At 72.5% G+C, this 26,924-nt stretch carries 18 protein-coding genes; 11 read left to right on the plus strand and 7 right to left on the minus strand.

The genetic code is table 11. From position 1 onward, the window contains the following. The first annotated feature begins 88 nt into the window (after positions 1-88). Together E5N76_RS27215 and E5N76_RS27220 are read left to right on the plus strand one after the other, a co-directional pair. Positions 89-922 carry a nitroreductase family protein gene (locus E5N76_RS27215; protein ID WP_187830443.1) on the plus strand — a complete coding sequence of 278 codons (834 nt, stop codon included), beginning with the start codon at positions 89-91 and terminating at the stop codon, positions 920-922. Further along, positions 915-1,688 carry an NUDIX hydrolase gene (locus E5N76_RS27220; RefSeq protein WP_187830444.1) on the plus strand — a complete coding sequence of 258 codons (774 nt, stop codon included), beginning with the start codon at positions 915-917 and terminating at the stop codon, positions 1,686-1,688. Before E5N76_RS27215 ends, E5N76_RS27220 begins: the two co-directional genes overlap by 8 nt. 91 nt (positions 1,689-1,779) lie before the next feature. Here the strand turns inward: E5N76_RS27220 and E5N76_RS27225 are convergent, their stop codons facing one another. The 4 genes from E5N76_RS27225 to E5N76_RS27240 form a co-directional block, all read right to left on the minus strand. After that, positions 1,780-2,655, minus strand: coding sequence for an MBL fold metallo-hydrolase (locus E5N76_RS27225; protein WP_149541128.1), 876 nt, complete (start codon positions 2,653-2,655; stop codon positions 1,780-1,782). 130 nt (positions 2,656-2,785) lie between these two features. Beyond that, complete coding sequence (locus E5N76_RS27230) at positions 2,786-3,688, minus strand: DMT family transporter (RefSeq protein ID WP_149541129.1); 903 nt, start codon at positions 3,686-3,688, stop codon at positions 2,786-2,788. Further along, positions 3,688-4,977, minus strand: a complete 1,290-nt coding sequence (locus E5N76_RS27235) for a DMT family transporter (RefSeq protein ID WP_149541130.1) — start codon at positions 4,975-4,977, stop codon at positions 3,688-3,690. The genes E5N76_RS27230 and E5N76_RS27235 overlap by 1 nt, the downstream gene beginning before the upstream one ends. 28 nt (positions 4,978-5,005) lie before the next feature. Further along, positions 5,006-6,715, minus strand: coding sequence for a hypothetical protein (locus E5N76_RS27240; protein ID WP_149541131.1), 1,710 nt, complete (start codon positions 6,713-6,715; stop codon positions 5,006-5,008). Positions 6,716-6,846: 131 nt separating this feature from the next. Here E5N76_RS27240 and E5N76_RS27245 point away from each other — a divergent pair, with 131 nt between their 5' ends. Genes E5N76_RS27245 through E5N76_RS27255 form a run of 3 tightly spaced genes read left to right on the plus strand, consistent with a single transcriptional unit; the run spans position 6,847 to position 8,967 of the window. Beyond that, positions 6,847-7,620, plus strand: a complete 774-nt coding sequence (locus E5N76_RS27245; RefSeq protein WP_235907923.1) for a class I SAM-dependent methyltransferase — start codon at positions 6,847-6,849, stop codon at positions 7,618-7,620. A gap of 19 nt (positions 7,621-7,639) precedes the next feature. Next, complete coding sequence (locus tag E5N76_RS27250; protein WP_149541133.1) at positions 7,640-8,635, plus strand: glycosyltransferase family 2 protein; 996 nt, start codon at positions 7,640-7,642, stop codon at positions 8,633-8,635. After that, positions 8,632-8,967, plus strand: coding sequence for a DMT family transporter (locus E5N76_RS27255; protein ID WP_149541134.1), 336 nt, complete (start codon positions 8,632-8,634; stop codon positions 8,965-8,967). The genes E5N76_RS27250 and E5N76_RS27255 overlap by 4 nt, the downstream gene beginning before the upstream one ends. A 127-nt stretch (positions 8,968-9,094) precedes the next feature. Here the strand turns inward: E5N76_RS27255 and E5N76_RS27260 are convergent, their stop codons facing one another. The 3 genes from E5N76_RS27260 to E5N76_RS27270 all read right to left on the minus strand — a co-directional run bounded on the left by E5N76_RS27260 (position 9,095) and on the right by E5N76_RS27270 (position 13,709). After that, positions 9,095-9,871, minus strand: a complete 777-nt coding sequence (locus tag E5N76_RS27260; protein WP_149541135.1) for an enoyl-CoA hydratase/isomerase family protein — start codon at positions 9,869-9,871, stop codon at positions 9,095-9,097. Positions 9,872-10,006: 135 nt separating this feature from the next. Next, positions 10,007-12,310, minus strand: a complete 2,304-nt coding sequence (locus E5N76_RS27265) for a molybdopterin guanine dinucleotide-containing S/N-oxide reductase (protein ID WP_149541136.1) — start codon at positions 12,308-12,310, stop codon at positions 10,007-10,009. A 445-nt stretch (positions 12,311-12,755) separates the two neighbouring features. Continuing rightward, the gene (locus E5N76_RS27270) at positions 12,756-13,709 is read right to left on the minus strand and encodes a phosphate acetyltransferase (RefSeq protein WP_149541137.1); all 954 of its coding nucleotides are present in this window, start codon (positions 13,707-13,709) and stop codon (positions 12,756-12,758) included. Between the two features lie 403 nt (positions 13,710-14,112). Here E5N76_RS27270 and E5N76_RS27275 point away from each other — a divergent pair, with 403 nt between their 5' ends. From E5N76_RS27275 to E5N76_RS27300, 6 genes are all read left to right on the plus strand, one after another. Then, positions 14,113-22,449, plus strand: coding sequence for a hypothetical protein (locus tag E5N76_RS27275; RefSeq protein ID WP_149541138.1), 8,337 nt, complete (start codon positions 14,113-14,115; stop codon positions 22,447-22,449). Between the two features lie 320 nt (positions 22,450-22,769). After that, positions 22,770-23,552 carry a RibD family protein gene (locus E5N76_RS27280; RefSeq protein ID WP_149541139.1) on the plus strand — a complete coding sequence of 261 codons (783 nt, stop codon included), beginning with the start codon at positions 22,770-22,772 and terminating at the stop codon, positions 23,550-23,552. Next, complete coding sequence (locus E5N76_RS27285; protein ID WP_149541140.1) at positions 23,549-24,520, plus strand: zinc-dependent alcohol dehydrogenase; 972 nt, start codon at positions 23,549-23,551, stop codon at positions 24,518-24,520. The genes E5N76_RS27280 and E5N76_RS27285 overlap by 4 nt, the downstream gene beginning before the upstream one ends. Before the next feature lie 16 nt (positions 24,521-24,536). Next, positions 24,537-24,938 carry a 6-pyruvoyl trahydropterin synthase family protein gene (locus tag E5N76_RS27290; RefSeq protein ID WP_149541141.1) on the plus strand — a complete coding sequence of 134 codons (402 nt, stop codon included), beginning with the start codon at positions 24,537-24,539 and terminating at the stop codon, positions 24,936-24,938. Beyond that, positions 24,935-25,981 (plus strand): glycosyltransferase family 4 protein, encoded by a 1,047-nt coding sequence (locus tag E5N76_RS27295; protein ID WP_149541142.1) that lies wholly within the window; start codon positions 24,935-24,937, stop codon positions 25,979-25,981. Before E5N76_RS27290 ends, E5N76_RS27295 begins: the two co-directional genes overlap by 4 nt. After that, positions 25,978-26,868, plus strand: coding sequence for a class I SAM-dependent methyltransferase (locus E5N76_RS27300; protein WP_149541143.1), 891 nt, complete (start codon positions 25,978-25,980; stop codon positions 26,866-26,868). Before E5N76_RS27295 ends, E5N76_RS27300 begins: the two co-directional genes overlap by 4 nt. Positions 26,869-26,924: the final 56 nt, after the last annotated feature.

Below are 26,924 nucleotides of genomic sequence, written 5' to 3' on the forward strand. Positions count from 1 at the left end.
TGCGGCCGGACGAAAACCCGGCCGGGGCAGCATCCCCGCGCATACCCCGGGTGACGCCGTCCCGCTCCCCTGCCATCCTGCCCCGGCCATGCCCGATCCCGACGCCCTGATCCGCGGCCGCTACGGCATCAAGCCGGAGGCCCCCCTGCCCTTCCCGCCAGCGGCCGAGATGCCGCCGGGGCTCGCCGCCATCCTCGACCGGCGCGTGACCCGCCGCTACGCGCCGGAGCCGGTGCCGGAAGCGCTGCTGCGCACCGTGCTGGCCGGCGCCCAATCCGCGCCAAGCAAGTCCGATCTGCAGCAGTATTCGATCATCCTGATCCGCAACTCGGAAAAAATCGCGCAGATCGCCGACTGGATCACCGGCATGGACTGGATCAAGCAGGCCCCGGTCTTCCTGCTGTTCTGCGGCGATGTCCGGCGCGGCCGGCGCGTCGCGGCGCTGCATGGGCGGGAGCATGCCAACGACAATGTCGACACCTTCCTCAACGCCACGGCGGATGCGGCGCTCGCCCTCGGCTTCGCGGTGATGGCGGCGGAGGCGGCCGGCCTCGGCACCTGCCCCATCTCCTATGTGCGGAACCATGTGGAGAAGATCGGGCCGATGTGCGGCTTGCCGAAGGGGGTCTTCCCGGTGGCCGGGCTGACCCTCGGCTTCCCCGCCGGGCCGCGCAATTGGCTCTCGCCGCGGCTGCCCCAGGCGGTGGTGGTGCATGAGGAGCGGTATGACGAGAGCGGGCTGGAAGCCGCCCTGCCCGCCTATGACGTCGCCCGGCCGCCGGCCAGGCCGCGCTATCCGGAAATCCTCGGCCCGAAGCCGGAGGGCTGCGGGTGGAGCGAGAATGCGGCGCGGCAGCTTTCCGTGCCGGAACGCTTCGGGCTGCGCACCTGGCTGAAGCTGCAGGGCCTCTCGCTTGACTGACGACGCCCCGCCGAAGCCAGAGGCCCCGACCGACGACAATCCCGGCGGCGCGGCCGAGGCGCGGCCGGCCGCCAACCGCGCGGTGCATCCGCGGCATGCGGCCAGCCTGATCCTGTGGCGCCAGGGGGCGCGCGGGGTGGAGGTGCTGATGGGCATCCGCCATGCCCGGCACCGCTTCATGCCCAACGTCATGGTCTTTCCCGGCGGGCGGGTGGACCGGGCGGATTACCGGGCGAAGGCGCTGGACGAGCTGCCGGGCTTCACCCGCTTCTGCCTGGAACGGGCGGCGGCGCCCTCCCTGGCGCGGGCCGTGGGCATCGCGGCGGCGCGGGAGCTGCATGAGGAGACCGGGCTGGTGCTGGGGCGGATGGAGGGGCAGGCGCTGCTGCCCTCGCTCGGCGTGATCGAGTATCTCTGCCGCGCGGTGACGCCGCCGAACCGCTTCATGCGCTTCAACGCCCGCTTCCTCATCGCCCCGGCCGAGGCGGCGCATGGCGCCATCCGCGGCTCCGGCGAGCTGGAGGAGCTGCGCTTCTTCACCATCGAGGAAACGCGGCACCACAAGGTGGCGACGATCACGGCGAAGGTGTTGTCGGAATTCGCCGCCTGGCTGGCGATGTCGCCGGCGGAGCGGGAGGCGCGGGAGCTGATCTGCTTCCGGGGGATGGATGGGAGGCTGCCGGAGGGGCCGGCTAGGTTGAGGAAGGGCTCTGCCCTTCCTCAAACTCCATCCCGCCAAGGGCCGAAAGGCCCTTGGAACCCTTGAGTTTGGACCCGACGGTCGAGGCGCAAAACTCACGGTTTCCAAAGGCCCTTCGGCCTTTGGCGGGGAGAGCTTGAGAGGGGCAGAGCCCCTCTCAAACCGCGGCGAAGCTCTCCCCCTCCGTCCGCCTGACCGCCCCTTCCTGCTCCAGCTTGATCAGGTGGCTCAGCAGGCTGCGCCCCGCCGGCCGCACCAGCCGCGGGTCCAGCGGCCCGTACACCGGCCCCACCAGCGCCTCCGCCGTCGCCTCGCCAGCCTTTTGCAGCGCCGCCAGCACCCTCGCCTCCCGCTCCTCTCGATGCGCGTGCAGCGCCTTCAGGAAGGGCTTCGGCTCGGTGATCGCCGGCCCATGCCCCGGCAGCAGCAGCGCGTCGTCGCGCGCCATCACCCGTTCCAGGCTGCGCATGTAATCCGCCATGTCGCCATCCGGCGGGCTGACCACGCTGGTGGACCAGCTCATCACATGGTCCGCGCTGAACAGCACCCCGTTGCCATCCATGGCGAAGCAAAGATGGTTGGCGCAATGCCCCGGCGTGTGCAGCGCCTCCAGCCGCCACCCCTCCCCCTCGATCGTCCCGCCATCCGGCACTAGGTGGTCCGGGTGGAAGCCGTGGTCGCCGCCCTCGCCCCCCGCCTCCGGCGGCGTCGCATGCGGGCCGAAGCCCCAGGTGGCCGCGCCGGTCGCCGCCACCAGCGCCTTCGCCCCCGGCGAGTGGTCCCGATGCGTATGGCTGATGATGACATGGGTGACGGTCTCGCCCTTCACCGCCTCCAGCAGCGCCGCCAGATGCGCCGCATCCTCCGGCCCCGGATCCAGCACCGCCACCTTGCCGCGCCCGATGATGTAGCTGTTGGTGCCGCGGAAGGTGAAGGCGGAGGGGTTGTTGCACACCACCCGCCGCACGCCGGGCGCCGCCTCCTCCACCGCGCCATGCGCCAGGGGATCGTTCCGGTAGAAGGGTATGCTCATTCCACTGCCCCCAAATGCCGGGCACGCGCATCCGCGCCCCTGGCTTTCGCCGCGCCGGCGGCGATGCGCATCCGCGCACCCGGCCCGCGCCGGCGCGAGGGCCGCAGCACGGTCTCCCCATGGCTCATCCTCATCCGGCTTCCTCCCCCTGCTTCTCGCGCCGCCGCACCATTTCCCGGTGCAGGATGTAGAGCCCCGCCGCCACGATCAACAGGGAGCCGCCGAGCATCGCCAGATCCGGCACATCCGCGAACACCACCCAGCCGAGCAGGATCGACCAGATCAGCCCGGAATAGGAATAGGGCGCCACGGCGGAGACCTGGGCGCTGGCATAGGCCTCCGTCAGCAGCCATTGCGCACAGCCGCCGATGAGGCCGACCAGCACCAGCAGCCCCAGCTCCTCCCAACTCGGCGTCACCCAGAAGAAGGGCAGCCCGACCAGGGCGAAACCGCTCATCAGCAGCGACTGCCAGAGGGTGATGGTGGTGGAGGTTTCCGTGGAGGAAAGCTGCCGCACCAGCAGCGTCGTCAGCGCGGAGAACATGCCGCCCGCCACCGCCACCCCGATGCCAAGCGCCGCGCCGCCGGCGAAGCCATCCCCCCGCCCGGCCGCGATGACCAGCACGCCGAGGAAGCCCACCACCACCGCGGACCAGCGATGGATCCGCACCACCTCGCCGAGGAAGGGGATGGCGAGGATGGTGACGAACATGGGCTGGGTGTAGTTCAGCGCCGTCTGCTCGGCGATCGGCAGCAAGGCGAGGGAGAAGAAGCCGCAGGCCTGCGCCGCGGTGCCGCTCGCCGCCCGCAGCGCATGGCCGCCGACGCGCTTCGTGCGCAAGGTCGCCAGCCCGGCGCCGCGCATGGCGATCAGCATCACCACCGGCAGGGCGAAGGCGCTGCGGAAGAACATCAGCTCCACCAGCGGGATGACGTCCGAGAGATGCTTCACCACCGCGGACATGCAGGTGAAGAGCGCATGCGCGGCGAGCATGCAGAGCGCGCCGCGGCGGATATCGTGCCGGAAGGCCATCAGCGCCCCGGCGCGGCGCGGCCGGCCGCCTGCGGCCCGGGGGCACGATCCGCCCTTGCTCCGGCGTCCGCCGCCGCCGGTGTGCCGGCAGGTGTTTCCCCCGCCGGCTGCGGCGCGCACTGCTCCGCGGCCTGGTCCGGCATGGGCGCTGCCGCGGCCTGAGCCCGGGTGCCCGCAGGCGCAGCCTGACTCGGCACGCGCTCCGCCGCGCCCTGCCGCCCCGCCCGCTCCTTCGCGCCGCCCTGCCCCGCGCGTTCCTCCGTCTCTCGTCTCGCCGCGTGCTCCTCCGCACCCCGGCTCCCCGCGCGCTCCTCAGCCTCTTGTTTTTCGGCCCCTTGTTTCCCCGCGCGCTCTTCGGCGCGACGCACCCTCTCCCGGTGCACATTGTAGAGGCCGGCGCCGATCACCACCGCCGCGCCGCCCAGCGTGGTCCAGGCCGGCACCTCGCCCCACAGCAGGTAGCCCAGCCCGATGCCCCAGAGCAGCGGCGTGTATTCGAAGGGCGCGATGGCGGAGATCGGCGCCAGGGCGAAGCCGCGGGCGAACAGCATCTGCGCCACGGCATTGCAGAAGCCGAACAGCAGCAGCGCCGCCACCGCGGCGAGGCTCGGCAGCAAAGGCGGCGGGCCGGCGGCGGGCCAGAAGGCCTCGAAGGGCAGGAAGGCGAGCCCCGCCGGCACATGCGTCAGCAGCAGCCAGAAGGCGATGGTGTGCGGCCCGTCCGTCTGGGTCAGCACGCGGGTCCAGATGCGGGTCAGCGCCATGGCCACCGTCGCCACCAGCAGCATGGCGGATTCCCAGCGCCACAGCTCGCCCCCCGGCTGCAGCATGAAGAGCACGCCGCAGAAGCCGATGACGGTGCTGGTCCAGCGCCGCCACCCCACCTTCTCGCCGAGCAGCGGAATGGCCATCAGCGTCATGATCAGCGGCGAGGCGGCGGCGACCGCGTAGCTGTCCGCCAGCGAGACGCCGAGCACCCAGGCCGAGTACCAGGTGATGGAAATGGCGCAATGCAGCAGGCTGCGGATCGCCAGCAGCCGCCTGTTCACCGGCATCAGCCCGCGGCCGCGCGCCAGGGCGAAGACCAGCAGTGCGCCGATCGCCCCGCGCCAGGCCAGCGCGGCGGCCGGCCCCACCTCCGGCAGCACCCATTTCACCGCCGCATCGGCGGCGGAGATGACGCCATAGCCCAGCGCCACCTGCGCCAGGCCCCGGACCGCCTCCTCCCCCGTCGGCGCCGCGCTGTAGGCGGGCTGCGCCGTTCTTGCCTCGCCCGGCCTGATGCGCATCAGCGGCGCCCGCCGGGGAATTGGTCGTTCATCGGTCCTCGCGTCGGAACAGCAGATAGTTGTCCAGCTCCGCCACCGGACGGTAGCGCTGCCGGGTCGCGGCAAACAGCGGATGGCGGTCGAAATACGCCAGCAGGTCGAATTCCCGGCCGCCGCAGGGCGGGATGCCGCTCCGGCGGCTGACCAGCAGGGCGGCGGGCGGGGCGGCGGCGAATTCCTCGGCCACCTGGCGGAGGAAGGCGGCCTCGGCGGGCGGCATCGCCGCAGGGGCGGGGCAGCCGGCATGGGTGGCCTGCAGCAGCCAGGTGTTCATCATCGGCAGGGTGGAATGGGCGCCGGCATAGAGCAGCGCCGGATAGACCGGGAAGATATCCGGCGAGAGCACCAGCACGCGCTGGCCGGGGATTTCCCGCTGCAGCAGCGCGGCGAGGCGGCCGGCGCGGGACCAGCCCCAGGTGATCTCCCGCCAGGGGGCCTCGGCGCCGATGGCGTTGTGCAGCAGCAGGGCGAAGGCGGCGATGGCGGCCAGGCGCGGGGCGGCACGCTGCGGGGCGGGCAGGGCGCGGTCCAGCCAGCGCGCCGCCAGCAGCACGGCGAGCAGCCCGGCGAGGAGGCGGACCGGCAAGGCGTGGTAGGTCCAGCCGCGGCCCTGCACCAGGGCGGCGAGGGCGGCGGCAAGGCCGGCCAGGGCGAGAATCTTGGGCAGACCAGGGGCTCTGCCCTTGGACCCCGCCGGGGCCAGGACCTGGCCCCGGACCCCGGTCCGGGTTTCAGACCCGACGGTGGAACCTGCAAACTCACACCGGGGTCCGGGGGGGGGGTGGACCACCCCCGGCGGGGGTTCGGGGGCAGCGCCCCCGACCTGCGGCCACAGCGCCACCACGGCCAGGGGCAGCAGCAGGATCAGCGCCGTCCCCAGCCTTTCCGTCAGCAGCACCTGCCACCAGGCGAGGTCGCCACCCGCCAGGTACCAGTCCTGCACCAGCGGCAGCACCACCCGCCCGTAATCCGGGAAGGCCAGCAGGATCAGCAGCAGGTAGAGCACCCAGAACGCCGCCATCGCCCAGGGCAGCGGATCCCGCAGCGGGTCGCGCAGCGTCCGGCGGCGCAGCAGCACCGCCGCCTCCACCAGCGCCGGCACCACCAGGAAATGCGGCTTCAGCGCGAAGCCCGCCGCCGCCAGCAGCGTCGCGCCCCAGGCCAGGCCCTGCTCGCTCGGCACCCCCTGCATCCGCCGCGCCGCCAGCAGCAGATAGGGCAGCGCTGCCACCAGCATCAGGTGCTCGCGCTGGGCGAAATCATAGCCGGCGGCCAGGCAGAGCAGCGGCAGCGCCGCCCCCAGCACCGCCCGCTCCACCGGCGCCGCGGCCGCCTCGGGCGCCAGGCGCAGCGCCAGCCGGCAGGACAGGGCGCAAAGCCCCAGCACCAGCGCCTGCAGCGCCAGCGCCGGCGGCAGCCCCGTCCAGCCCGCCAGCGCCAGCGGCAGCCTGGCCAGCAGGAAGATCAGCGGCGGGTTGACGTCGACGAGCTGCCGGTAGAGCGCCTCCCCCGCCTGCCAGCGCTGGGCGAATTCCAGGATGGCCCCGACGTCATGGTTCAGCGGCGGCGCCAGCAGCGTCGCCAGGCAGAGCAGCACCGGCAGCCGCGCCAGCCAGCGCCAGGGCCCGGCCCCCGCCGGGGGCGGGACCGCCGCCGAGACGGCATGGCTCGGCGGCGGAAGGGTTTCGCTGGGCGGCATGGCGGCGGCTCCTTCCCCCGCCCGGGCCCTGCTTGCAACCCGATTGCGGCCGATAAGCGGCCCGCTTCGCCTTGTTTCCGCCGGCCGCGGCAGGCATGAACCGCGGCGTGGAACCCGCGGAATATCAATTGATGGACGCGGCCGAGGACGGGATGTGGTGGTACCGCAGCCTGCACGGCCAGGTCCTCGATGCGCTGGCAGCGCTCGGCCCGCCGGAGGGGGTGCTGCTGGATGCCGGCTGCGGCACCGGCGGCTTCCTCGCCCGGCTGGCCGCCGCGCGGCCGGGGCAGCGCGCCATGGGGCTGGAATATTTCCCCGCCGCCGCCGCCCGCGCCGCGGCCAAATCCGGCGCGGCGGTCGCCGCCGGCTCGGTCAACGCCCTGCCCTTTGCCGCCGGCAGCTTCCGCACCCTGGTGAGCCTCGACGTGCTCTGCCATGCCGCGGTGGACCCCGCCGCCGCCCTGGCGGAATTCCGCCGCGTCCTGGCCCCGGGCGGCCGCCTGGTGCTGAACCTGCCGGCCTTCGAATGGCTGCATTCGGCGCATGATTTGCGGGTGCACAATGCCCGCCGCTATACCGCTGCCGGCGCCCGGACGATGCTGGCAGCTTCCGGCTTCACCGGCATTCGCCAGCATTACTGGAACACGCTGCTGCTGCCGCTGATGGTGCTGCAGCGGAAGGTGCTGGCCCGGGCGCCCGACCATGGCTCCGATGTCGCCCCCTTTCCGCCATGGCTGGACCGTAGCCTGCTGGCCGTGGCAGGGCTGGAACGCCGGCTGCAACGGCTAGACCTGCGCTTTCCGGCCGGCGGCTCCGTCCTGCTGACCGCCATGGCCGGGCCGGCCCCGGCCGCCCACCCTGCCCTGCCTGCCCGCGAAGCTGCCGCAACCGCACCCGCACCCTGAGGACCCCGTGAGGACCGAGATGCCCCCCCTGACTGCCGACCACCCCGTCGGGCTTTCCATCGTCGTGCCGGTCTATCGCGGCGCCGCCACGGTGGGGAAGCTGGTCGCCGCCCTCTCCGCCCTCCGCCCCGCCGGCGGCCTCGAGATCGTGCTGGTGAACGATGGCAGCCCGGACAATTCCGGCGATGTCTGCCGGGAACTGGCGGCGGCGGCGACCGTCCCGCTGACCTATCTGGAGCACGCCCGCAATTTCGGCGAGCACAACGCGGTCATGACCGGGCTGCGGCACGCGCGCGGCGCCTATGTCATCACCATGGATGACGACCTCCAGAACCCGCCGGAGGAGGTCGTCAAGCTGTACGACCATGCGCGGCTGGGCGGCTGGGACGTGGTCTATACCCGCTATGCCGAGAAGAAGCATGAGGGCTGGCGCAATATCGGCAGCCGCTTCGCCAACCGGGTGGCGGACCAGTTGCTGGACAAGCCGAAGGGGCTCTACCTCTCCTCCTTCCGCTGCATGAGCGCGCTGGTGGTGCAGAACATCACCAAGTATCGCGGCCCCTACCCCTATGTGGACGGGCTGATCATGCAGGTGACGCAGCGCATCGACAGCATCGAGGTGCTGCACCTGGCGCGCATGGAGGGCCGCAGCAATTACACGCTGAAGCGGCTGGTGCTGCTGTGGCTGAACCTGGCGACGAATTTCTCCGTCCTGCCGCTGCGGCTGGCGATCATCGCCGGAATCGCCATGGGCATCCTCGGCGTGATCGGCGCGCTGATCGTGGTGATGGAGGCGCTGACCAGCGGCACGCCTTCCGGCTGGGCCTCGCTGATGACCACGACGCTGCTGCTCACCGGGGTACAATTCCTCATCCTCGGCGTGCTGGGCGAGTATGTGGGGCGGGCCTTCCTTTCGGCGAACGGCAAGCCGCAGGGGGTGGTGCGCGAGGTGATCCTGGCGCGCGACACGGCGGCGGCGGAGCCGGCGCGGCAGCGGGAGGATGCGCTGCGGTGACGCTCTACTGGCTGTCGCTGGCCGCGGCGATCTGCACCTCGCTGGGCGGACAGGTGCTGCTGAAGGCGGGGGCGATCGGGGATGGCGGGTTCCTCGCCCAGCTCTTCCGGCCGACGACCATCATCGGCCTGGCGGCCTATGGGGGGGCGGCGCTGCTCTACATTATTGCGCTGCGGAAGATCCCGATGAGCATCGCCCTGCCCTGCACCGCGGCCAGCTATGTGGCGGTGGCGCTGATCGGGCATTTCATGTTCGGGGAGGCGCTGGGGGCGCAGAAGCTGGCGGCGATCGGGCTGATCTGTGGCGGGGTGTTGTTGCTGGCGACGGCGTAGGTGCGAGTTTCAGACCCGACATTTGAACCTGCCGACTCACACCGGGGTCCGGGGGGTGGTCCACCCCCCGGCGGGAGTGCAGAGGGCAGCGCCCTCTGCCGGGGGTTTGGGGGCGGCGCCCCCATCATCACCCCCCGAACCGCGGCGCCCGCCGCCCCAGGAACGCCGCCACCCCTTCCGCGAAATCCGCCGTCCGCGCACAGGCGAGGAACGCCTCCCGCTCCGCCGCCAGCTGCCCGTGCAGATCCCGCCCCGGCGCCGAGCGCAGCAGCGCCTTCACCTGGCCCTGCGCCTCCGCCGGCCCGGCGGCGAGCTGGCGGGCCAGCGTCGCCGTCTCCGCCGCCAGCTCCGCCCCCGGCACCACCCGGTTCACCAGCCCGAGCGCCAGCGCCTCCGCCGCCGTCAGGCTCTCCCCCAGCAGGGCGATGCCCATGGCCCGCCGCCGGCCGAGCAGCCGGGAGAGCGCATAGGTCCCGCCGCAATCCGGCACCGTGCCAAGCCGCCCATAGGCCAGGGTGAAGCGCGCCTCCTCCGCCGCGATGCAGAGATCGGCGCCGAGGGCGAGGCTCATCCCCGCCCCCGCCGCCGCGCCCTGCACGCTGGCCAGCACCGGCACGGGCAGGGCGGTCAGCGCCTCCACCGCCTCATGCATCGGGTCGAGGATGGCGGTGATGCGGGCCTCCTTCCCCGCCCCCTGGAAGGCGGTGACATCGCCGCCGGCCATGAAGGCGCGGCCTTCCCCGGCCAGCACCACGCAGCGCAGGGCGGGGTCCGCGGCGAGGCCGGCGACGGCGTCGCGCAGCGCCTCGGCCAGGGCCTGGTCGATGGCGTTCAGCCGCTCCGGCCGGTTGAAGCGCAGCCAGGTGATGCCGCCGGCGGCGGTGACGAGGAGGGGGGCGGTCATGCGCGTCTCCCGAGAGAAGTGGGCGCTCCCTCCCCCGCCTTGCGGGGGAGGGTTGGGGTGGGGGTGTGGGTGGGCTCCCGATGCCTCGCAGGCACCCCCACCCCTGCCCTCCCCGCAAAGCGGGAGGGAAAAAGGCTATTCCGCCGCCACCTGATCGGGCGGCGAGAAGGCGCGGATGGGCGGCAGATTGCCGGTGAAGCGGCTGACCTGCACGGTGGTGATCTGCCCGGTGCAGCCCTGCGCCAGGCGGGAGGTCCCGGCATCCCGCGTCAGCACATTCGGGTTGCCGTGGACGCAGAGCGCCTTGTCGTCCGCCGGGTCCTCCGGGTCGTACCAGGCGCCGGTCGGCAATTGCACCACGCCCTGGCGGACCGCCTCCGTCACCTCGGCGGTGGCGAGGCAGGCGCCGCGGCCATTCTCCAGCCGCACCACGTCGCCCTCCGCGATGCCGCGCGGGGCGGCATCCAGCGGGTGGATGCGCATCACCTCCCGCCCCCGGCGCTTCTTCTCCGCGCTGTGGCCGCCGAAATCGAATTGGCTGTGCAGGCGGGTGGCGGGCTGGTTGGCGATGAGGTGCAGCGGCGCCTCGCCGCCCGGCACCTCCTGCGGCGGCAGCCAGGCGGGGTGGCCGGGGCAGTCCGCGTAGCCGAAGCCGGCGATGGTCTCGCAGAAAATCTCGATCTTCCCCGAGCGGGTGGGCAGGGCGGCGCCCTCCGGCTCCTCGCGGAAGGCCCGCAGGATGCCGCCATCATCCTCCGCCTGGGGCAGGGTGATCTCGCCCGCCTCCCAGAAGCTCTCGAAATCCGGCGCCGGCAGGCCCTTGGCTGCCAGATCCGCCTGGGTCTTGCCGTAGAGATGGCGCAGCCAGTCCCGGGCGCTGCGGCCCTCGGTGAACTCCGCCTCCTTGCCCAGCCGCGCCGCCAGGGCGGTGAAGATGGTGTAGTCGTCCCGCGCCTCGCCATAGGGTTCGGCCAGCTTGTGCATGGCGACCATCAGCGGGTCGGTCTGGCTGCTGCCGATATCCTCCCGCTCCAGCGTCATGGTCACCGGCAGGACGATATCGGCGTGGCGCGCCGTGGCGGTCCAGCCGATCTCATGCACCACCAGCGTCTCCACCTGGCGGAAGGCGCGGCGCAGCCGGTTGAGATCCTGGTGGTGATGGAAGGGGTTGCCGCCGGCCCAATAGACCAGCTTCGGCGCGGGGTAGCGGCGGCGCTCGCCATTGTACTCGTATTCGCCGCCCGGGTTCAGCAGCATGTCGGCGATGCGGGCGACCGGGATGAACTCGCCGCAGCGATTCCGCCCCTGCGGCAGCGCCGCCGGGGAGACGGCGTTCTGCCGCCGGCCGGTATGCGCCAGGGCGCCGAGCGCATAGGCATAGCCGCCGCCCGGCAGGCCGATCTGTCCCAGCATCGCCGCCAGGACGAGGCCCATCCACACCGGCTGCTCGCCATGCTCGGCGCGCTGCAGGGAATGGGCGACGGTGACGAGGCTGCGCTTGCCGGCCAGCCGCCGCGCCAGGGCGGCGATGGTCCCGGCCGGGATGCCGGTGATCGGCGCGGCCCAGGCAGCATCCTTCACGACGCCGTCCGTGCGGCCCAGCAGATAGGCTTCGAATCTCTCCCACCCCACCGTGTAGCGGTCGAGGAAGGCGCGATCATGCAGCCCCTCACTCGCCAGGGTATGGGCCAGGGCCAGCATCAGCGCCGTATCGGTGTTGGGGATGATGGAGAGCCATTCGGCCCTCGCCTCCTCCGGCAGATCGTCCCGCAGCGGGCCGACCAGGATGAATTCGCAGCCGCGCCCCGCCGCCGCCTGCATCGCGCCGCGCTCGACATGGCGGGAGATGCCGCCGCCCGCCACCATGCTGTTCTTCAGCGCCATGCCGCCGAAGGCCAGCACGATCTCGGAATGCGCCGCCACCGCCTCCCAGCTCACATTGCGGCGGCTGACATCCTCCGTCGGGCCGACGATATGCGGCAGCACCACGTTGGAGGCGCCGGCGGAATAGGAATTCACGCTGCGCACATAGCCACCCAGGGTGAAATTCAGGAAGCGGTGCACCTGGCTCTGCGCATGGTGGAACCGCCCGGCCGAGGACCAGCCGTAAGAGCCGCCGAAGATCCCGGCCGGGCCATGGGCGTCGCTCACCCGCTTCAGCTCGGCGGCCAGCAGGTCCAGGGCACGGTCCCAGGAGACCGGCACGTATTCGTCGCGGCCGCGGCGGTCATCGGCACCCGGGCCGTTTTCCAGCCAGCCCCGGCGGATCATCGGCCGGGCGATCCGCGCCTCATGCCGCAGTGCCTTGGGGAAATTCTGCAGGATGCGGTTGGGGTCCGGGTCGCCCGGATGCGGCCGCACCACCAGCTCCCCCTCCTGCCAGGCGGCGGAAAAGACGCCCCAATGGGCGCTGTGGGGGCGAAAGCCGGTTTCGGCCATGCTGGGCTCCTCGGGCTGGTGCCCTGCCCCGCCCGGCGCAGGCAGGGAGGGTCGGCGGGCCACTGACGATACGGGCTGCTGTCACGGTTCCGGAGACCGCCGGGCTTCGGCACCATGGCAGCATCCCGCAGCCTGCCCAAGCCGGGGTGGTCCTGGCAAGCTGCCCCGGTCATCTCTGGTGCCCTGCCCGCGGCATTCGCTGATGGCCTGCGGCGGCGGCGGCGCGGGCTGTTCCGGCGGGACTATCCGGGCGCCACGCTACGGGAGGGGCCGGGGAACCTTCTTCCCGGCGTGGATGGGGGCTCCGCCCCCATGCCCCGGCCAGGGGCTCTGCCCCTGGACCCCGCCGGGGCCAGGACCTGGCCCCGGACCCCGGTCCGAATCTGCAGGTTCAACCGTCGGGTCTGAAACTCGGACCGGGGGGGCAGCGCCCGGTGCCGGGGGGTCATGCGGGCGAAGCTCCCATCGCCGCCGCCGGGCTCCCTTCCCGCGCCGCCGCCGCCAGCAGCGCCAGGGCGCAGGAGGCCAGATGCGTCGCCAGGCTGTCCGCCCGGCTGGTCAGGATCACCGGCACCCTTGCCCCCAGCACGATCCCCGCCGCCTCCGCCCCCGCCAGGAAGGAGAGGCTCTTCGCCAGCATGTTCCCCGCCTCGAGGTCCGGTACGATCAGCACATTCGCCCGCCCCGCCACCGGCGAGACGATGCGCTTCGTCGCCGCCGCCTCCGGGCTGATGGCATTGTCCAGCGCCAGGGGCCCGTCGATCAGCGCCCCGGCGATCTGGCCGCGATCGGCCATCTTGCACAGCGCCGCGGCTTCCAGCGTGCCGGGGATTTTCGGGTTCACGCTTTCGGTGCAGGAGAGGATGGCCACCCGCACCTCCGGGAAGCGCAGCGCCCGGGCCAGGTCGATGGCGTTCTGCACGATGTCCACCTTCTCCGCCAGGTCGGGCAGGATGTTGATGGCGCCGTCGCTGATGATGAGCGGCTCCGCCCGGCCCGGCACCTCCATGACATAGCAATGGCTGATGCGGCGGCCGGTGCGCAGCCCGCCCTCCTTCGCCACCACCGGCGCCATCACCTCATCGGTATGCAGGCTGCCCTTCATCAGCGCCGCCGCCTCCCCCCGCCGCACCGCGGCGACGGCGGCCTCGGCGGCGGCGTGGCTGTGCGGCACATCGACGCAGGGGATGGCGCCGAGCTCCAGCCCCGCCCCGGCGGCGATGGCGCGCAGCTTCGCCAGGGGGGCGAAGATGGTGGGGCGGATCAGGCCGCGCCGCGCCGCCTCGACGGTGCTTTCCAGCGAGACGGGGTCGCAGGGATGCGCCACGGCGGTCGGCACGGGCGGAAGCCCGCGGCAGGCCTCCAGCAGGTCGGGATGGGGCGTGGGGGCGGCGCACATGCGGCGCTGCTTGCCCGAGGGCGCCGCGGCCGGTCAAGCGAGGAGTCCGGGCGGGGCGGCATCTCCACGGCGCCATGGCAGGCGATGCCGGGCTCCCGCCCGGTCCGGCGCTGGCGCGGCGGTGGTGCGGCCCTCCTTATGCGGAAGCGCATGCGGCGCAGGTTGAGGAAAGGCGAAGGCGCGATCCGGCTGGCCCGTCCCGCGCCCCCGATGCGCCGCCATGCAGCCGGCGGGGTTCACGAAGCGAGGGCAAAGCCGCCGCGCATTAACCGGAAAACAAACAAGGCAGGGTAAGCCGGTCTGGCGACGGGCCGGCAAAATCGCCAAGCCTTCCAGGCTGCCCCGCCCGGCAAGACAGCTCCGGGTCCGTGAAATCGGTAAACCCCGAACCGTGGAACAGGCGATGCCGGCCATTTCGCTGCTGACGACGACCCAGATCGCCGCGCTGACGACGACCTCGATCGCGGCCCTGACGACGTCGCAGATCGCCGCCATGGCGACGACCCAGATCGCGGCCCTGACGACGACGCAGGTGGGGGCGCTGGCCTCGACGCAATTGGCGGCGATGACCGCCGCCGAGGTCGCGGCGATCGAGACGACGGACCTCGTGGTGCTCGGCACCTCGCAGCTTCGCGGCCTCACCTCGGCGCAGGTGGCGGCGCTGAGCACGACGCAGGTGGAGAGCCTCACCACCACCCAGCTCGCGGGGCTGACGACCTCGCAGCTCCGGGGGCTGGAGACGGCGGATCTGGCGGCGCTGACCACCACCCAGATCGGGGCGCTGAGCACCGCCCAGCTCGGGGCGCTGAGCTCGGCCCAGACGGCGGCGCTGGAGACCACCGATCTGGCGGCGCTGACCACCACCCAGCTCGCCGGCCTCGGCTCGGTGCAGGTGAGGGCGCTGGGCACGGCGCAGATCCAGGCGCTGACGACGACGCAGGTGGCGGCGCTGACGACGACGCAGTTGCGGGCCCTGACCTCCACCCAGGCAGCGGCGCTCACCACCACGCAGGTCGGGGCACTCGGCACCGCCCAGATCGCCGGGCTTGGCACCACCCAGATCCGCGGGCTGGAAACCACCGATCTGGCGGCGCTCACCACCACCCAGATCGGCGCGCTGACCTCCACTCAATTGAATGCGCTCACCTCCACCCAGGCGGGGGCGATCGAGACCACCGACCTGGCGGTGCTGACCACCAGCCAATTGGCAGGCATCGGCTCCACCCAGCTCGTCGGGCTTTCCACCACCCAGATCGGCGCGCTGACCACCACCCAGCTCGCGGGCCTCGCCTCGACCCAGATGGCGGGGCTCACCACCACCCAGGTGGCGGTGCTGACCACCACCCAGATCGAGGCGCTGGGCAGCACCCAGCTCCGGGGGATGACCTCCTCCCAGACCGCGGCGCTGACCACGACGCAGATCGGGGCGCTTTCCACCACCCAGATCGCCGGCCTGACCACCACCCAGATCAAGGGGCTGGAGAGCACCGACCTGGTGGCGCTGACCACCACCCAGATCGGGGCGCTGACCACCACGCAATTGGCGGCGCTGTCCTCCACCCAGGCGGCGGCGATGGAGACCACCGATCTGGCGGTGCTGACCACCACCCAGCTTGCCGGCTTCGGCTCGTCGCAGATGCGGGCGCTGGGCACGGCGCAGCTTCAGGCGCTGACGACGACACAGGTGGAGGCGCTGACCTCGACGCAATTGCGCGCCCTGACCTCCACCCAGGCGGCGGCGCTCACCACCACGCAGGTCGGGGCGCTGGGGACGGCGCAGATCGCCGGGCTTGGCACCACCCAGATCCGGGGGCTGGAAACCACCGATCTGGCGGCGCTCACCACCACCCAGATCGGCGCGCTGACCTCCACTCAATTGAATGCGCTCACCTCCACCCAGGCGGGGGCGATCGAGACCACCGACCTGGCGGTGCTGACCACCAGCCAATTGGCGGGCATCGGCTCCACCCAGCTCGTCGGGCTTTCCACCACCCAGATCGGCGCGCTGACCACCACCCAGCTTGCCGGGCTGGCCTCCACCCAGATGGCGGGGCTGACCACCACCCAGGTGGCGGTGCTGACCACCACCCAGATCGAGGCGCTGGGCAGCACCCAGCTCCGGGGGATGACCTCCTCCCAGACCGCTTCGCTGACCACCACGCAGATCGGGGCGCTCAGCACCACCCAGATCGCGGGGCTCGGCACCACCCAGATCAAGGGGCTGGAGACCACCGACCTGGTGGCGCTGACCACCACCCAGTTCGGCGCGTTGACCACCACGCAATTGGCGGCGCTGTCCTCCTCCCAGACGGCGGCGATGGAGACCACCGATCTGGCGGTGCTCACCACCACCCAGCTCGCCGGCTTCGGCTCGTCGCAGATGCGGGCGCTGGGCACGACGCAGCTTCAGGCGCTGACCACGACGCAGGTGGAGGCGCTGACCTCGACACAATTGCGCGCCTTGACCTCCACCCAGGCGGCGGCGCTGACCACCACCCAGATCGGCGCGCTCGGCACCGCCCAGATCGTGGGCCTTGCCACCACCCAGATCCGCGGGCTGGAGAGCACCGACCTGGCGGCGCTGACGACCACGCAGTTCGGCGCCCTCACCTCCACCCAGCTCAACGCCCTCACCTCCACCCAGGCCGGGGCGATCGAGACCACCGATCTGGCGGTGCTGGCCACCTCCCAGCTCGCCGGCTTCAGCAGTGCGCAGCTCGTGGGACTTTCCACCACGCAGATCGGGGCGCTGACCACCACCCAGCTCGCGGGGCTCGCCTCGACCCAGTTGGCGGGGCTCACCACCACCCAGGTGGCGGCGCTGACCACCACCCAGATCGAGGCGCTGGGCACGGCGCAGCTTCGCGGTCTCACCTCCGCTCAGACGGCAGCGCTGACGACGACGCAGATCGGGGCGCTGAGCACCACCCAGATCGCCGGGCTGGGCACCACCCAGATCAAGGGGCTGGAAACCACCGACCTGGTGGCGCTGACCACCACGCAGATCGGCGCGCTGACCACCACCCAGCTCGGCGCCCTCACCTCCATCCAGGCAGCGGCGCTGGAGACCACCGATCTGGCGGCGCTGACCACCACCCAGCTTGCCGGCCTCGGCTCGGTGCAGGTGAGGGCGCTGGGCACGACGCAGCTTCAGGCGCTGACGACGACCCAGATGGAGGCTTTGACCTCCACCCAGCTTCGGGCGCTGACCTCCACGCAGACGGCCGCGCTGAGCACCACGCAGATCGGGGCGCTGGGGACGGCGCAGATCGCCGGTCTCGGCACCACCCAGATCCGCGGGCTGGAGAGCACCGACCTGGCGGCGCTGACGACCACGCAGATCGGGGCGCTGACCTCCAGCCAGCTCGGGGCGCTGACCTCCACCCAGGCGGGGGCGATCGAGACCACCGATCTGGCGGTACTCACCACCTCCCAGCTCGCGGGTATCGGCTCCACCCAGCTCGTCGGGCTTTCCACCACCCAGATCGGCGCGCTGACCACCACCCAGCTCGCGGGGCTCGCCTCCACCCAGATGGCAGGGCTCACCACCACCCAAATGGCGGTGCTGACCACCACCCAGATCGAGGCGCTGGGCACGGCGCAGCTTCGGGGGATGACCTCCTCTCAGACCGCGGCGCTGACCACCACCCAGATCGGGGCGCTGAGCACCACCCAGATCGCCGGCCTGGGTACCACCCAGATCCGCGGGCTGGAGACCACCGACCTGGTGGCGCTCACCACCACCCAGATCGGCGCGCTGACCACCACCCAGCTCGGCGCCCTCACCTCCACCCAGGCGGCGGCGGTGGAAACCACAGACCTGGCGGCGCTCACCACGACCCAGCTCGCCGGCCTCGGCTCCACCCAGATGGCGGCGCTGACCACCACCCAGCTTCAGGCCCTGACCACGACACAGGTGGCGGCGCTGACCACCACCCAGATGCGCGCGCTGACCACCACCCAGATGGCCGGGCTGACCACCACCCAGCTCGGGGCGCTGGGGACGGCGCAGATCGCCGGCCTCGGCACCACGCAGATCCGGGGGCTGGAAACCACTGATCTGGCCGCGCTGACGACCACGCAGGTCGGCGCACTCACCTCCAGCCAACTTGGCGCGCTGACTTCCACCCAGGCGGGGGCGATCGAGACCACCGATCTGGCGGTGCTCACCACCTCCCAACTCGCGGGTATCGGCTCCACCCAGATCATCGGGCTTTCCACCACCCAGATCGGGGCGCTGACCACCACCCAGCTTGCCGGGCTGGCCTCCACCCAGATGGCGGGGCTGACCACCACCCAGGTGGCGGTGCTGACCACCACCCAGATCGAGGCGCTGGGCAGCACCCAGCTCCGGGGGATGACCTCCTCTCAGACCGCTTCGCTGACCACCACCCAGATCGGGGCGCTCAGCACCACCCAGATCGCGGGGCTCGGCACCACCCAGATCAAGGGGCTGGAGACCACCGACCTGGTGGCGCTGACCACCACCCAGTTCGGCGCGTTGACCACCACCCAGCTCGGCGCCCTCACCTCCACCCAGGCGGCGGCGGTGGAGACCACCGATCTGGCGGCGCTCAGCACCACCCAGCTTGCTGGCTTCGGCTCCACCCAGATGGCGGCGCTGAGCACCACCCAGCTTCAGGCCCTGACCACCACCCAGATCGGCGGGCTGGGAACGGCGCAGCTCCGGGCCTTGACCTCCACCCAGGCGGCGGCGCTGACCACCACCCAGATCGGGACCCTCTCCACCAGCCAGATCGCCGGCCTTGCCACCACCCAGATCCGCGGGCTGGAGAGCACCGACCTGGCGGCGCTGACGACCACGCAGATCGGCGCGCTGACCTCCACCCAGCTGGCGGGGCTGACCTCCACCCAGGCCGGCGCCATCGAGACCACCGATCTCGCAGTGCTCAGCACCAGCCAGCTCGCCGGCTTCGGCACCACCCAGCTCATCGGGCTTTCCACCACCCAGATCGGCGCGCTGACCACCACCCAGCTCGCCGGCATCGGCTCGGCGCAGGTGGCGGGGCTCACCACCACCCAGGTGGCCGCGCTGACCACCACCCAGATCGAGGCGCTGGGCACGGCGCAGCTTCGCGGCCTCACCTCCTCCCAGACGGCAGCGCTGACCACCACCCAGATCGGCGCTCTCTCCACCACCCAGATCGCCGGCCTTGGCACCACCCAGATCCGCGGGCTGGAAACCACCGACCTGGTGGCGCTCACCACCACCCAGATCGGCGCCCTGACCACCACCCAGCTCGGCGCCCTCACCTCCACCCAGGCGGCGGCGCTGGAAACCACCGATCTGGCGGCGCTGACCACCACCCAGCTCGCCGGCTTCGGCACCACCCAGATGGCGGCGCTGACCACCACCCAGCTTCAGGCCCTGACCACCACCCAGATCGGCGGGCTGGGAACGGCGCAGCTCCGGGCCTTGACCTCCACCCAGGCGGCGGCGCTGACCACCACCCAGATCGGGACGCTCTCCACCAGCCAGATTGCGGGGCTCGGCACCACTCAGATCCGCGGCCTGGAAACCACCGACCTTGCCGCGCTGACGACGACGCAGATCGGCGCGCTGACCTCCACCCAGCTCGCGGCGCTGACCTCGACCCAGGCGGGGGCGATCGAGACCACCGATCTCGCAGTGCTCAGCACCAGCCAGCTCGCCGGCCTCGGCACCACCCAGCTCATCGGGCTTTCCACCACCCAGATCGGGGCGCTGACCACCACCCAGCTCGCCGGCATCAGCTCGGCGCAGGTGGCGGAGCTGACCACCACCCAGGTGGCGGTGCTGACCACCACCCAGGTCGAGGCGCTGGGCACCGCCCAGCTTCGCGGCCTCACCTCCTCGCAGACCGCGGCGCTGACCACCACCCAGATCGGGGCGCTGAGCACCACCCAGATCGCCGGGCTGGGCACCACTCAGATCCGCGGGCTGGAAACGACGGATCTGGCGGCGCTGACCACCACCCAGATCGGGGCCCTCACCTCCACCCAGCTCGGCGCCCTCACCTCCACCCAGGCGGGGGCGATCGAGACCACCGATCTGGCGGTGCTCACCACCACCCAGCTTGCCGGCCTCGGCTCCAACCAGGTGGCGGCGCTGACCACCACCCAGCTCCAGGCGCTGACGACGACGCAGGTGGGAGCCCTCTCCACCACCCAGCTCCGGGCGCTCACCTCCACCCAGGCGGCGGCGCTCACCACCACCCAGGTGGGGGCGCTGACCACCAGCCAGATCGCCGGCCTCGCCACCACCCAGATCCGCGGGCTGGAAACGACGGACCTTGCCGCGCTGACCACCACCCAGATCGGCGCACTCACCTCCAGCCAGCTCGCGGGGCTGACCTCCACCCAGGCCGGCGCCATCGAGACCACCGATCTCGCAGTGCTCAGCACCAGCCAGCTCGCCGGCTTCGGCACCACCCAGCTCATCGGGCTTTCCACCACCCAGATCGGCGCGCTGACCACCACCCAGCTCGCCGGCATCGGCTCGGCGCAGGTGGCGGGGCTCACCACCACCCAGGTGGCCGCGCTGACCACCACCCAGGTCGAGGCGCTGGGCACGGCGCAGCTTCGCGGCCTCACCTCCTCCCAGACGGCAGCGCTGACCACCACGCAAATCGGGGCACTCTCCACCACCCAGATCGCCGGCCTCGGCACCACCCAGATCATCGGCCTCGAGACCACCGACCTGGTGGCGCTGACCACCACCCAGATCGGTGCCCTGACCTCCACCCAGCTCGGCGCACTGCTCGACGCCCAGGTGGCGGCGCTGGAGACCACCGATCTCGCGGCACTCACCACCACCCAACTCGCCGGCCTCGGCTCCAACCAGGTGGATGCCCTCACCACCGCCCAGCTCCAGGCGCTGACCACCACCCAGGTGGCGGCGCTAGGCACCACGCAGCTCCGGGCGCTGACGTCCACTCAGGCGGCGGCGCTGACCACGACCCAGATCGGGGCGCTCTCCACCAGCCAGGTTGCGGGGCTCGGCACCACCCAGATCCGTGGGCTGGAGACCACCGACCTCGCCGCGCTCACCACCACCCAGATCGGCGCGCTGACCTCCACCCAACTCGGCGCGCTGACCTCCACCCAGGCCGGCGCCATCGAGACCACCGATCTCGCGGTGCTTTCCACCACCCAGCTCGCCGGCTTCGGCTCCACCCAGCTCGCCGGGCTCTCCACCACCCAGATCAATGCGCTGACCACCACACAGCTCGCCGGCCTCGGCACCGCCCAGATGGCCGGCCTCACCACCGCCCAGGTGGCCGCACTGACCACCACCCAGGTCGAGGCGCTGGGCACGGCGCAGCTTCGCGGCCTCACCTCCTCCCAGACCGCGGCGCTGACCACGACGCAGATCGGGGCACTCTCCACCACCCAGATCGCCGGGCTCGGCACCACCCAGATCATCGGCCTCGAGACCACCGATCTGGCGGCGCTCACCACCACCCAGATCGGCGCTCTGACCACCACCCAGCTCGGTGCGCTGCTCGATGCCCAGGTAGCGGCGATGGAGACCACCGATCTCGCGGCACTCACCACCACCCAGCTTGCCGGCCTCGGCACCGGCCAGATGGATGCGCTCACCACCGCCCAGCTCCAGGCGCTGACCACCACTCAGGTCGGGGCGCTCTCCACCACCCAGCTCCGGGCGCTGACCTCCGCCCAGGCGGCGGCGCTCACCACCACCCAGATCGGGACGCTCGGCACCAGCCAGATCGCCGGCCTCGCTACCACCCAGATCCGCGGGTTCGAGACCACGGACCTGGTGGCGCTGAGCACCACCCAGATCGGCGCCCTGACCTCCACCCAGCTCAACGCCCTCACCTCCACCCAGGCGGGCTCGCTGGAGACGACCGATCTCGCGGTGCTCAGCACCACCCAGCTCGCGGGCTTCGGCTCCACCCAGCTCGGCGGGCTTTCCACCACCCAGATCAACGCGCTGACCACCACCCAGCTCGCCGGGCTCAGCACCGCGCAGGTCTCGGGCCTCGCCACCACCCAGGTGGCGGTGCTCACCACCACCCAGCTCGACGCCCTGACCACCACCCAGCTCCGCGGCCTCACCGCCGCCCAGGTGGCGGCGCTGACCACCACCCAGATCGGGGCGCTCTCCACCACCCAGGTCGCCGGCCTCGGCACCACCCAGATCGTCGGCCTCGAAACCACCGACCTGGCGGCGCTTTCCACCACCCAGATCGGCGCCTTGACCTCTACCCAGCTCGGCGTGCTGCTGGACACCCAGGTGGCGGCGCTGGAGACGACCGACCTCGCCACCCTCGCCACCACCCAGATCGCGGGCTTCGGCACCGGCCAGGTGGCGGCGCTCACCACGGCGCAGCTCCAGGCGCTGACCACCACCCAGGTGCAGGGCCTCAGCACCACCCAGCTCCAGGGCCTCACCGCCGCCCAGGTGGCGGCGATGGAGACCGCGGATCTGACAGCGCTGGCCACCACCCAGTTCGCCTCGCTCACCACGGCGCAGATCGCGGCGCTGACGACCACCCAGGTGGTGGCGCTGACCACGACGGAGATCGTCGCCCTCACCACCACCCAGATGGCGGGGCTGACCACCACCCAGATCGCCGCCTTCACCACCACGCAAATCGGGGCGCTGGAGACCACCGATATCGCCGCCCTGAGCGACACCCAGGTCGGCGGCTTCACCTCTACCCAGACCGGCGTCATGTCGGATCCGCAGATCAACGCCATGTTCGCCGTCTGAGGAGCCCGTCCTGGGGGCTTGCCGGCGGGCTGGCCGGCCGGTTGAGCCGGCGGACGCGCCGGGGACCGGGGGCGAAGTCCCGCAGGCGCCAATACCCCCGGCAGGGGCTCTCCCCTGCGCCCTCGCCGGGAGAAGAGTTTCCCCCCCGATCCCGCCTCCAATCGCCGGCTCCGGAACGCAGGCCGGGGTCCGGGAAGGGCCCCTCCCCGGCGAGGGTGGCGGCGCTGCCGCCAATGGGCGGCGCGCCCTACCGGGGTTTGGGGCACCGCCCGATTCTTCCCCTCCCGCCCCGGCCCGGCTTCCGGCATGGTCGGCGCCGCATGTCCGTCCCCGGCGCTTCCGATGACTGGTCCGTCCTGCTGGCGCGGCGCGATGCGCCAGGGCCGTTGCCGCCCGGGCCGCTCGCCGCGCTGTTCGGCCCGGTGCTGGCGCCGCCGGAGGCGCCCGATGGCTGCCGGGTCGTCGGCCGCCTGGCCCAGACGCTGGATGGCCGCATCGCCACCGTCTCCGGTTCCTCGCAATGGATCGGCGGGCGCGGCGACCTGCTGCACACCCACCGGCTGCGGGCCCTGTGCCATGCGGTGCTGGTCGGGGCCGGGACGGTGCGGCAGGATGATCCGCGGCTGACCACCAGGCTTTGCCCCGGGCCGCACCCGCTGCGCGTCATCCTGGACACCAATCGCCGCCTCTCGCCCGATTACGGCGTGTTCCGGGAGGGGCCGCCGACCCTGCTGCTGGCCGCCGAGGACGCCCCCGGCCCCGATCGTTGCGGCCGGGCGGAGGTGCTGCGCCTGCCGCGCGGGAAGCAGGGCGGGCTTGCCATCCCCGCCATCCTGGCGGCGCTGGCGGCGCGCGGGCTGACGCGGCTCTTCGTCGAGGGCGGGGGCGTCACCGTCTCCCGCTTCCTCGCCGCGGGCTGCCTGGACCGACTGCATGTGACGGTGGCGCCGGTGCTGCTCGGCTCCGGCATTCCCGCCTTCACCCTGCCGGAGGCAGCGCGCATCGCCGATGGGCTGCGCTTCGCCTGGGAGGTGCATAAGCTGGAGGAGGATGTGCTGTTCGACATTCCGCTGCACCGCGCCCGGCCCGAAATCTGCCGGTGAGCGGCACCGCCACCGCCCTGTGGTACACCGCCCCCGGCCGGGCCGAATTGCGCGAGGAGGCGCTGCCGCCCTGCGCGCCGGGCCAGGCGCTGGTGCGGAGCCTGACCAGCGGGATTTCCCGCGGGACGGAAAGGCTGGTCGGTGCCGGCCGCGTGCCACGCAGCCAATGGGCGGCGATGCGCGCCCCGCTGATGGCGGGCGATTTCCCCTTTCCGGTGAAGTACGGCTATGCGGTGGTCGGGCGGGTGGAGGCCGGGCCGCCCGAATTGCTCGGCCGCCGCATCTTCTGCCTGCATCCGCACCAGGACCTGTTCCTGGCGCCGGCCGCGATGTGCATCAAGGTGCCCGATGCGGTGCCGGACCATCGCGCCGTGCTGGCGGCCAATATGGAAACCGCGCTGAACCTGATCTGGGATGCCCGGCCGCTGCCGGGGGAGCGGACCCTCGTCATCGGCGCCGGCGTGGTGGGGCTGCTGGCCGCCGCGCTGCTGGCCCGCATCCCGGGCCTCGCGCTCATCGTCACCGATATCGACCCCGGCCGCACGGCGCTGGCCGAGGCGCTCGGGGCCCGCTTCCTGCCGCCGGAGGAGGTGCCGGGCGAGCAGGAACTCATCCTCCACGCCAGCGCCAGCGAGGCGGGGCTCCGCCTCGCCCTCGACCGCGCCGGCTTCGAGGCGCGCATCCTGGAAGCGAGCTGGCATGGCGACCGCGCCGTGACGCTGCCGCTGGGCGAGGCCTTCCATGCGAAGCGGCTTGCGCTGCTCTCCTCGCAGGTCGGCGCCGTCTCCCCTGCCCTGCGCGGCCGGCGGAGCCATGCGGAGCGGCTGGCGCTGGCCCTTGCCCTGCTCGACGATGCCCGCCTCGATGCGCTACTCGCCCCGCCCACGCGCTTCGCCGCGCTGCCGGCGGCGCTGCCGGCGCTGCTGGATGGGGGCGGCGCCCCCTGCCCGCTTGTCACCTACATATAATACAGAGTGCGTCCGCATGTTCAGCCTGACCGTCTGCGACCACATCATGATCGCCCACAGCTTCCGCGGCGCCGAATTCGGCCCGGCGCAAAGGCTGCACGGCGCCACCTTCGCGGTGGAGGCGGAATTCCGCGCGCCGCAACTCGATGCGCTGCATCTGCTGGTGGATATCGGCCTGGCGAAGCAGGAGCTGCGCCGGGCGCTGGACACGCTGGACTACCGCAATCTGGACGGCGAGCCGCAATTCGCCGGCCTCAACACCACGACGGAATATCTCTGCCAGCATATCCACGGGCTGCTGGCCGCGGCGCTGAAGGCAGGGCGGCTGGGGGCGCAGAGCGGCAACGTCACCGCGCTGAAAGTGCTGCTGCGGGAGAGCCCGAATGCCTGGGCGGCCTATGAGGGGCCGATCGCATGAGCCTCGCCCTGCTGGTGCCGGGGCCCTTCGACATGGTTTCCGGCGGCTACATCTATGACCGCCGCATGGTGCAGGGGCTGACGGCGCTGGGGCAGGAGGTGCGGGTGGTGGAACTCGCCGGCCGCCACCCGCTGCCGGACGAAGCCGCCACCGCGGCGGCCAGGGCGGCGCTGGACAACCTGCCGGAGGGGACGCGCCTGCTCATCGACGGGCTCGGCCTGCCCGGTTTCGCGCCCTTCGCCGCAGAGCTGGAAGCCCGCCGCGCCATGGCGCTGATCCACCACCCGACGGCGCTGGAGCATGGCGCGCCAGAGACCGATCGCGCGGCGCTGCGGGAGATGGAGGCGGCGCTCTTCCCCCGCCTCGCCCGGCTGATCGCCACCTCCCCCCTCACCGCCCAGCGCCTGGCCGCGGATTTCGGCGTGGACAAGGCACGGATCGGGGTGGTGGAGCCGGGGACCGATCCGGCGCCGCGCGCCAGGGGCTCGGGCGGGCCGGGGGTGGCGATCCTCTCGGTCGGGGCGCTGACGCCGCGCAAAGGGCATGACCTGCTGCTGCAGGCGCTCGCCCGGCTGCCGGATCTGGAGTGGCGCCTCACCGTCGTCGGCGCGGTGCGGGACAAGGTGCATGCGCACGGCTTGCGTGCCCTGGCGGAGGAGCTGGGCATCGCCCAGCGCGTGACCTTCGCCGGGGAGGTGGATGGGGTGGCGCTGGAGGCGCTCTATGCCGGCGCCGATCTCTTCGCCCTGGCGACGTACTGGGAAGGCTACGGCATGGCGGCGGCCGAGGCCCTGGCGCGCGGCCTGCCCGTCGCCGTCACCGCCGGCGGCGCCATTGCCGAGATCGTGCCGGTGGAGGCCGGGGTGGTCTGCCCGCCGGGAGATCTGGTCTCGCTCACCAAGGCGCTGCGGCGCTGCCTGTTCGACCATGCGCTGCGCGCCGAGATGGCGGAGGCCGCCTGGCAGGCGGGCCAGCGCCTGCCGCGCTGGACCGACCGCGCCGAGGCCCTGCTGGTGGAACTGCGCCAGGCGGCCCAGGCATGAGCGAGGGCTTCGAGCCGGGCTGGCTGGAGCTGCGGGAGCCGCATGACGCGCTGGCACGGTCCGAGGCGGTGGCGGCGCATCTGCTGGCCCTGCTGCCGGCGCGGCCGCGGCTGCTGGATCTCGGCGCCGGCACCGGCAGCCTGTTCCGCTGGCTGGCGCCGCGCATCGGCCGCGCCCAGGCCTGGACGCTGGTGGACCGGGACAAGGCGATGCTGGAGGCGGCCTTCGAGACCATCGCCGACCGGGCGGAGCAGGTGGGGCTGAAGATCACCTTCCCCAACCGCAAGACGCTGCTGGTGCATGCCCCGGGGGGCGCCTGGCGGGTGGAGGCGCTGGCCGCCGACCTGGCGGAGGCGCCGCTTGTGCTGCCCCTGGCCAGCCATGACGCGGTGGTGAGCTCGGCGCTGTGCGACCTGGTCTCCGCCGCCTGGGTGGAGCGGATGGCGGCGGCGTTGCGCCTGCCCTTCTATGCCTCGCTCTGCGTCGATGGGCGGGAGGTGTTCTCGCCGCCGCACCCGGCCGATGCGCTGGTGCTTTCCGCCTTCCGCCGCGACCAGGGGCGGGAGAAGGGGTTCGGCGGGCCGGCGCTCGGCGCCCGGGCGCCGGCGGCGATCGCGGCGGCGTTCGGGGCGCGTGGCTTCACCCTGCATCGCGGCGCCAGCGACTGGCAGGTGCGGGCGCGCGGGCCACAGCCGATGGACATCCCGCCGCATCCCTTCCTGACGGAGCTGGTACTGGGCCATGCCCTGGCGGCGCGGCGGCAGGAGAGGCGCGGCGCGGCGGCGATCGGCGACTGGACGGATGTGCGGCTGAACCAGATTGCCATGCGGCTTCTGTCGCTGCGGATCGGCCACCGGGACCTGCTGGCGGTGCCGCCGGGGCGCTGAGGTGGGGCGCCGAGGTGGGGCGGGCGGGCTGGTTACGTCCGCGCCCGGCCGCGAGG

Source organism: Siccirubricoccus phaeus, assembly GCF_008360935.1.
GTDB lineage: Bacteria > Pseudomonadota > Alphaproteobacteria > Acetobacterales > Acetobacteraceae > Siccirubricoccus > Siccirubricoccus phaeus.

What these genes read in the sequence shown, in the direction of transcription:
- E5N76_RS27215 (WP_187830443.1), top strand. Translation starts at nt 89, where the DNA reads ATGCCCGATCCCGACGCCCTGATCCGCGGCCGCTACGGCATCAAGCCG.
- E5N76_RS27290 (WP_149541141.1), top strand. Translation starts at nt 24,537, where the DNA reads ATGTTCAGCCTGACCGTCTGCGACCACATCATGATCGCCCACAGCTTC.
- E5N76_RS27275 (WP_149541138.1), top strand. Translation starts at nt 14,113, where the DNA reads ATGCCGGCCATTTCGCTGCTGACGACGACCCAGATCGCCGCGCTGACG.
- E5N76_RS27240 (WP_149541131.1), bottom strand. Translation starts at nt 6,715, where the DNA reads ATGCCGCCCAGCGAAACCCTTCCGCCGCCGAGCCATGCCGTCTCGGCG.
- E5N76_RS27245 (WP_235907923.1), top strand. Translation starts at nt 6,847, where the DNA reads ATGGACGCGGCCGAGGACGGGATGTGGTGGTACCGCAGCCTGCACGGC.
- E5N76_RS27260 (WP_149541135.1), bottom strand. Translation starts at nt 9,871, where the DNA reads ATGACCGCCCCCCTCCTCGTCACCGCCGCCGGCGGCATCACCTGGCTG.
- E5N76_RS27295 (WP_149541142.1), top strand. Translation starts at nt 24,935, where the DNA reads ATGAGCCTCGCCCTGCTGGTGCCGGGGCCCTTCGACATGGTTTCCGGC.
- E5N76_RS27270 (WP_149541137.1), bottom strand. Translation starts at nt 13,709, where the DNA reads ATGTGCGCCGCCCCCACGCCCCATCCCGACCTGCTGGAGGCCTGCCGC.
- E5N76_RS27250 (WP_149541133.1), top strand. Translation starts at nt 7,640, where the DNA reads ATGCCCCCCCTGACTGCCGACCACCCCGTCGGGCTTTCCATCGTCGTG.
- E5N76_RS27300 (WP_149541143.1), top strand. Translation starts at nt 25,978, where the DNA reads ATGAGCGAGGGCTTCGAGCCGGGCTGGCTGGAGCTGCGGGAGCCGCAT.
- E5N76_RS27225 (WP_149541128.1), bottom strand. Translation starts at nt 2,655, where the DNA reads ATGAGCATACCCTTCTACCGGAACGATCCCCTGGCGCATGGCGCGGTG.
- E5N76_RS27235 (WP_149541130.1), bottom strand. Translation starts at nt 4,977, where the DNA reads ATGCGCATCAGGCCGGGCGAGGCAAGAACGGCGCAGCCCGCCTACAGC.
- E5N76_RS27280 (WP_149541139.1), top strand. Translation starts at nt 22,770, where the DNA reads ATGTCCGTCCCCGGCGCTTCCGATGACTGGTCCGTCCTGCTGGCGCGG.
- E5N76_RS27265 (WP_149541136.1), bottom strand. Translation starts at nt 12,310, where the DNA reads ATGGCCGAAACCGGCTTTCGCCCCCACAGCGCCCATTGGGGCGTCTTT.
- E5N76_RS27230 (WP_149541129.1), bottom strand. Translation starts at nt 3,688, where the DNA reads ATGGCCTTCCGGCACGATATCCGCCGCGGCGCGCTCTGCATGCTCGCC.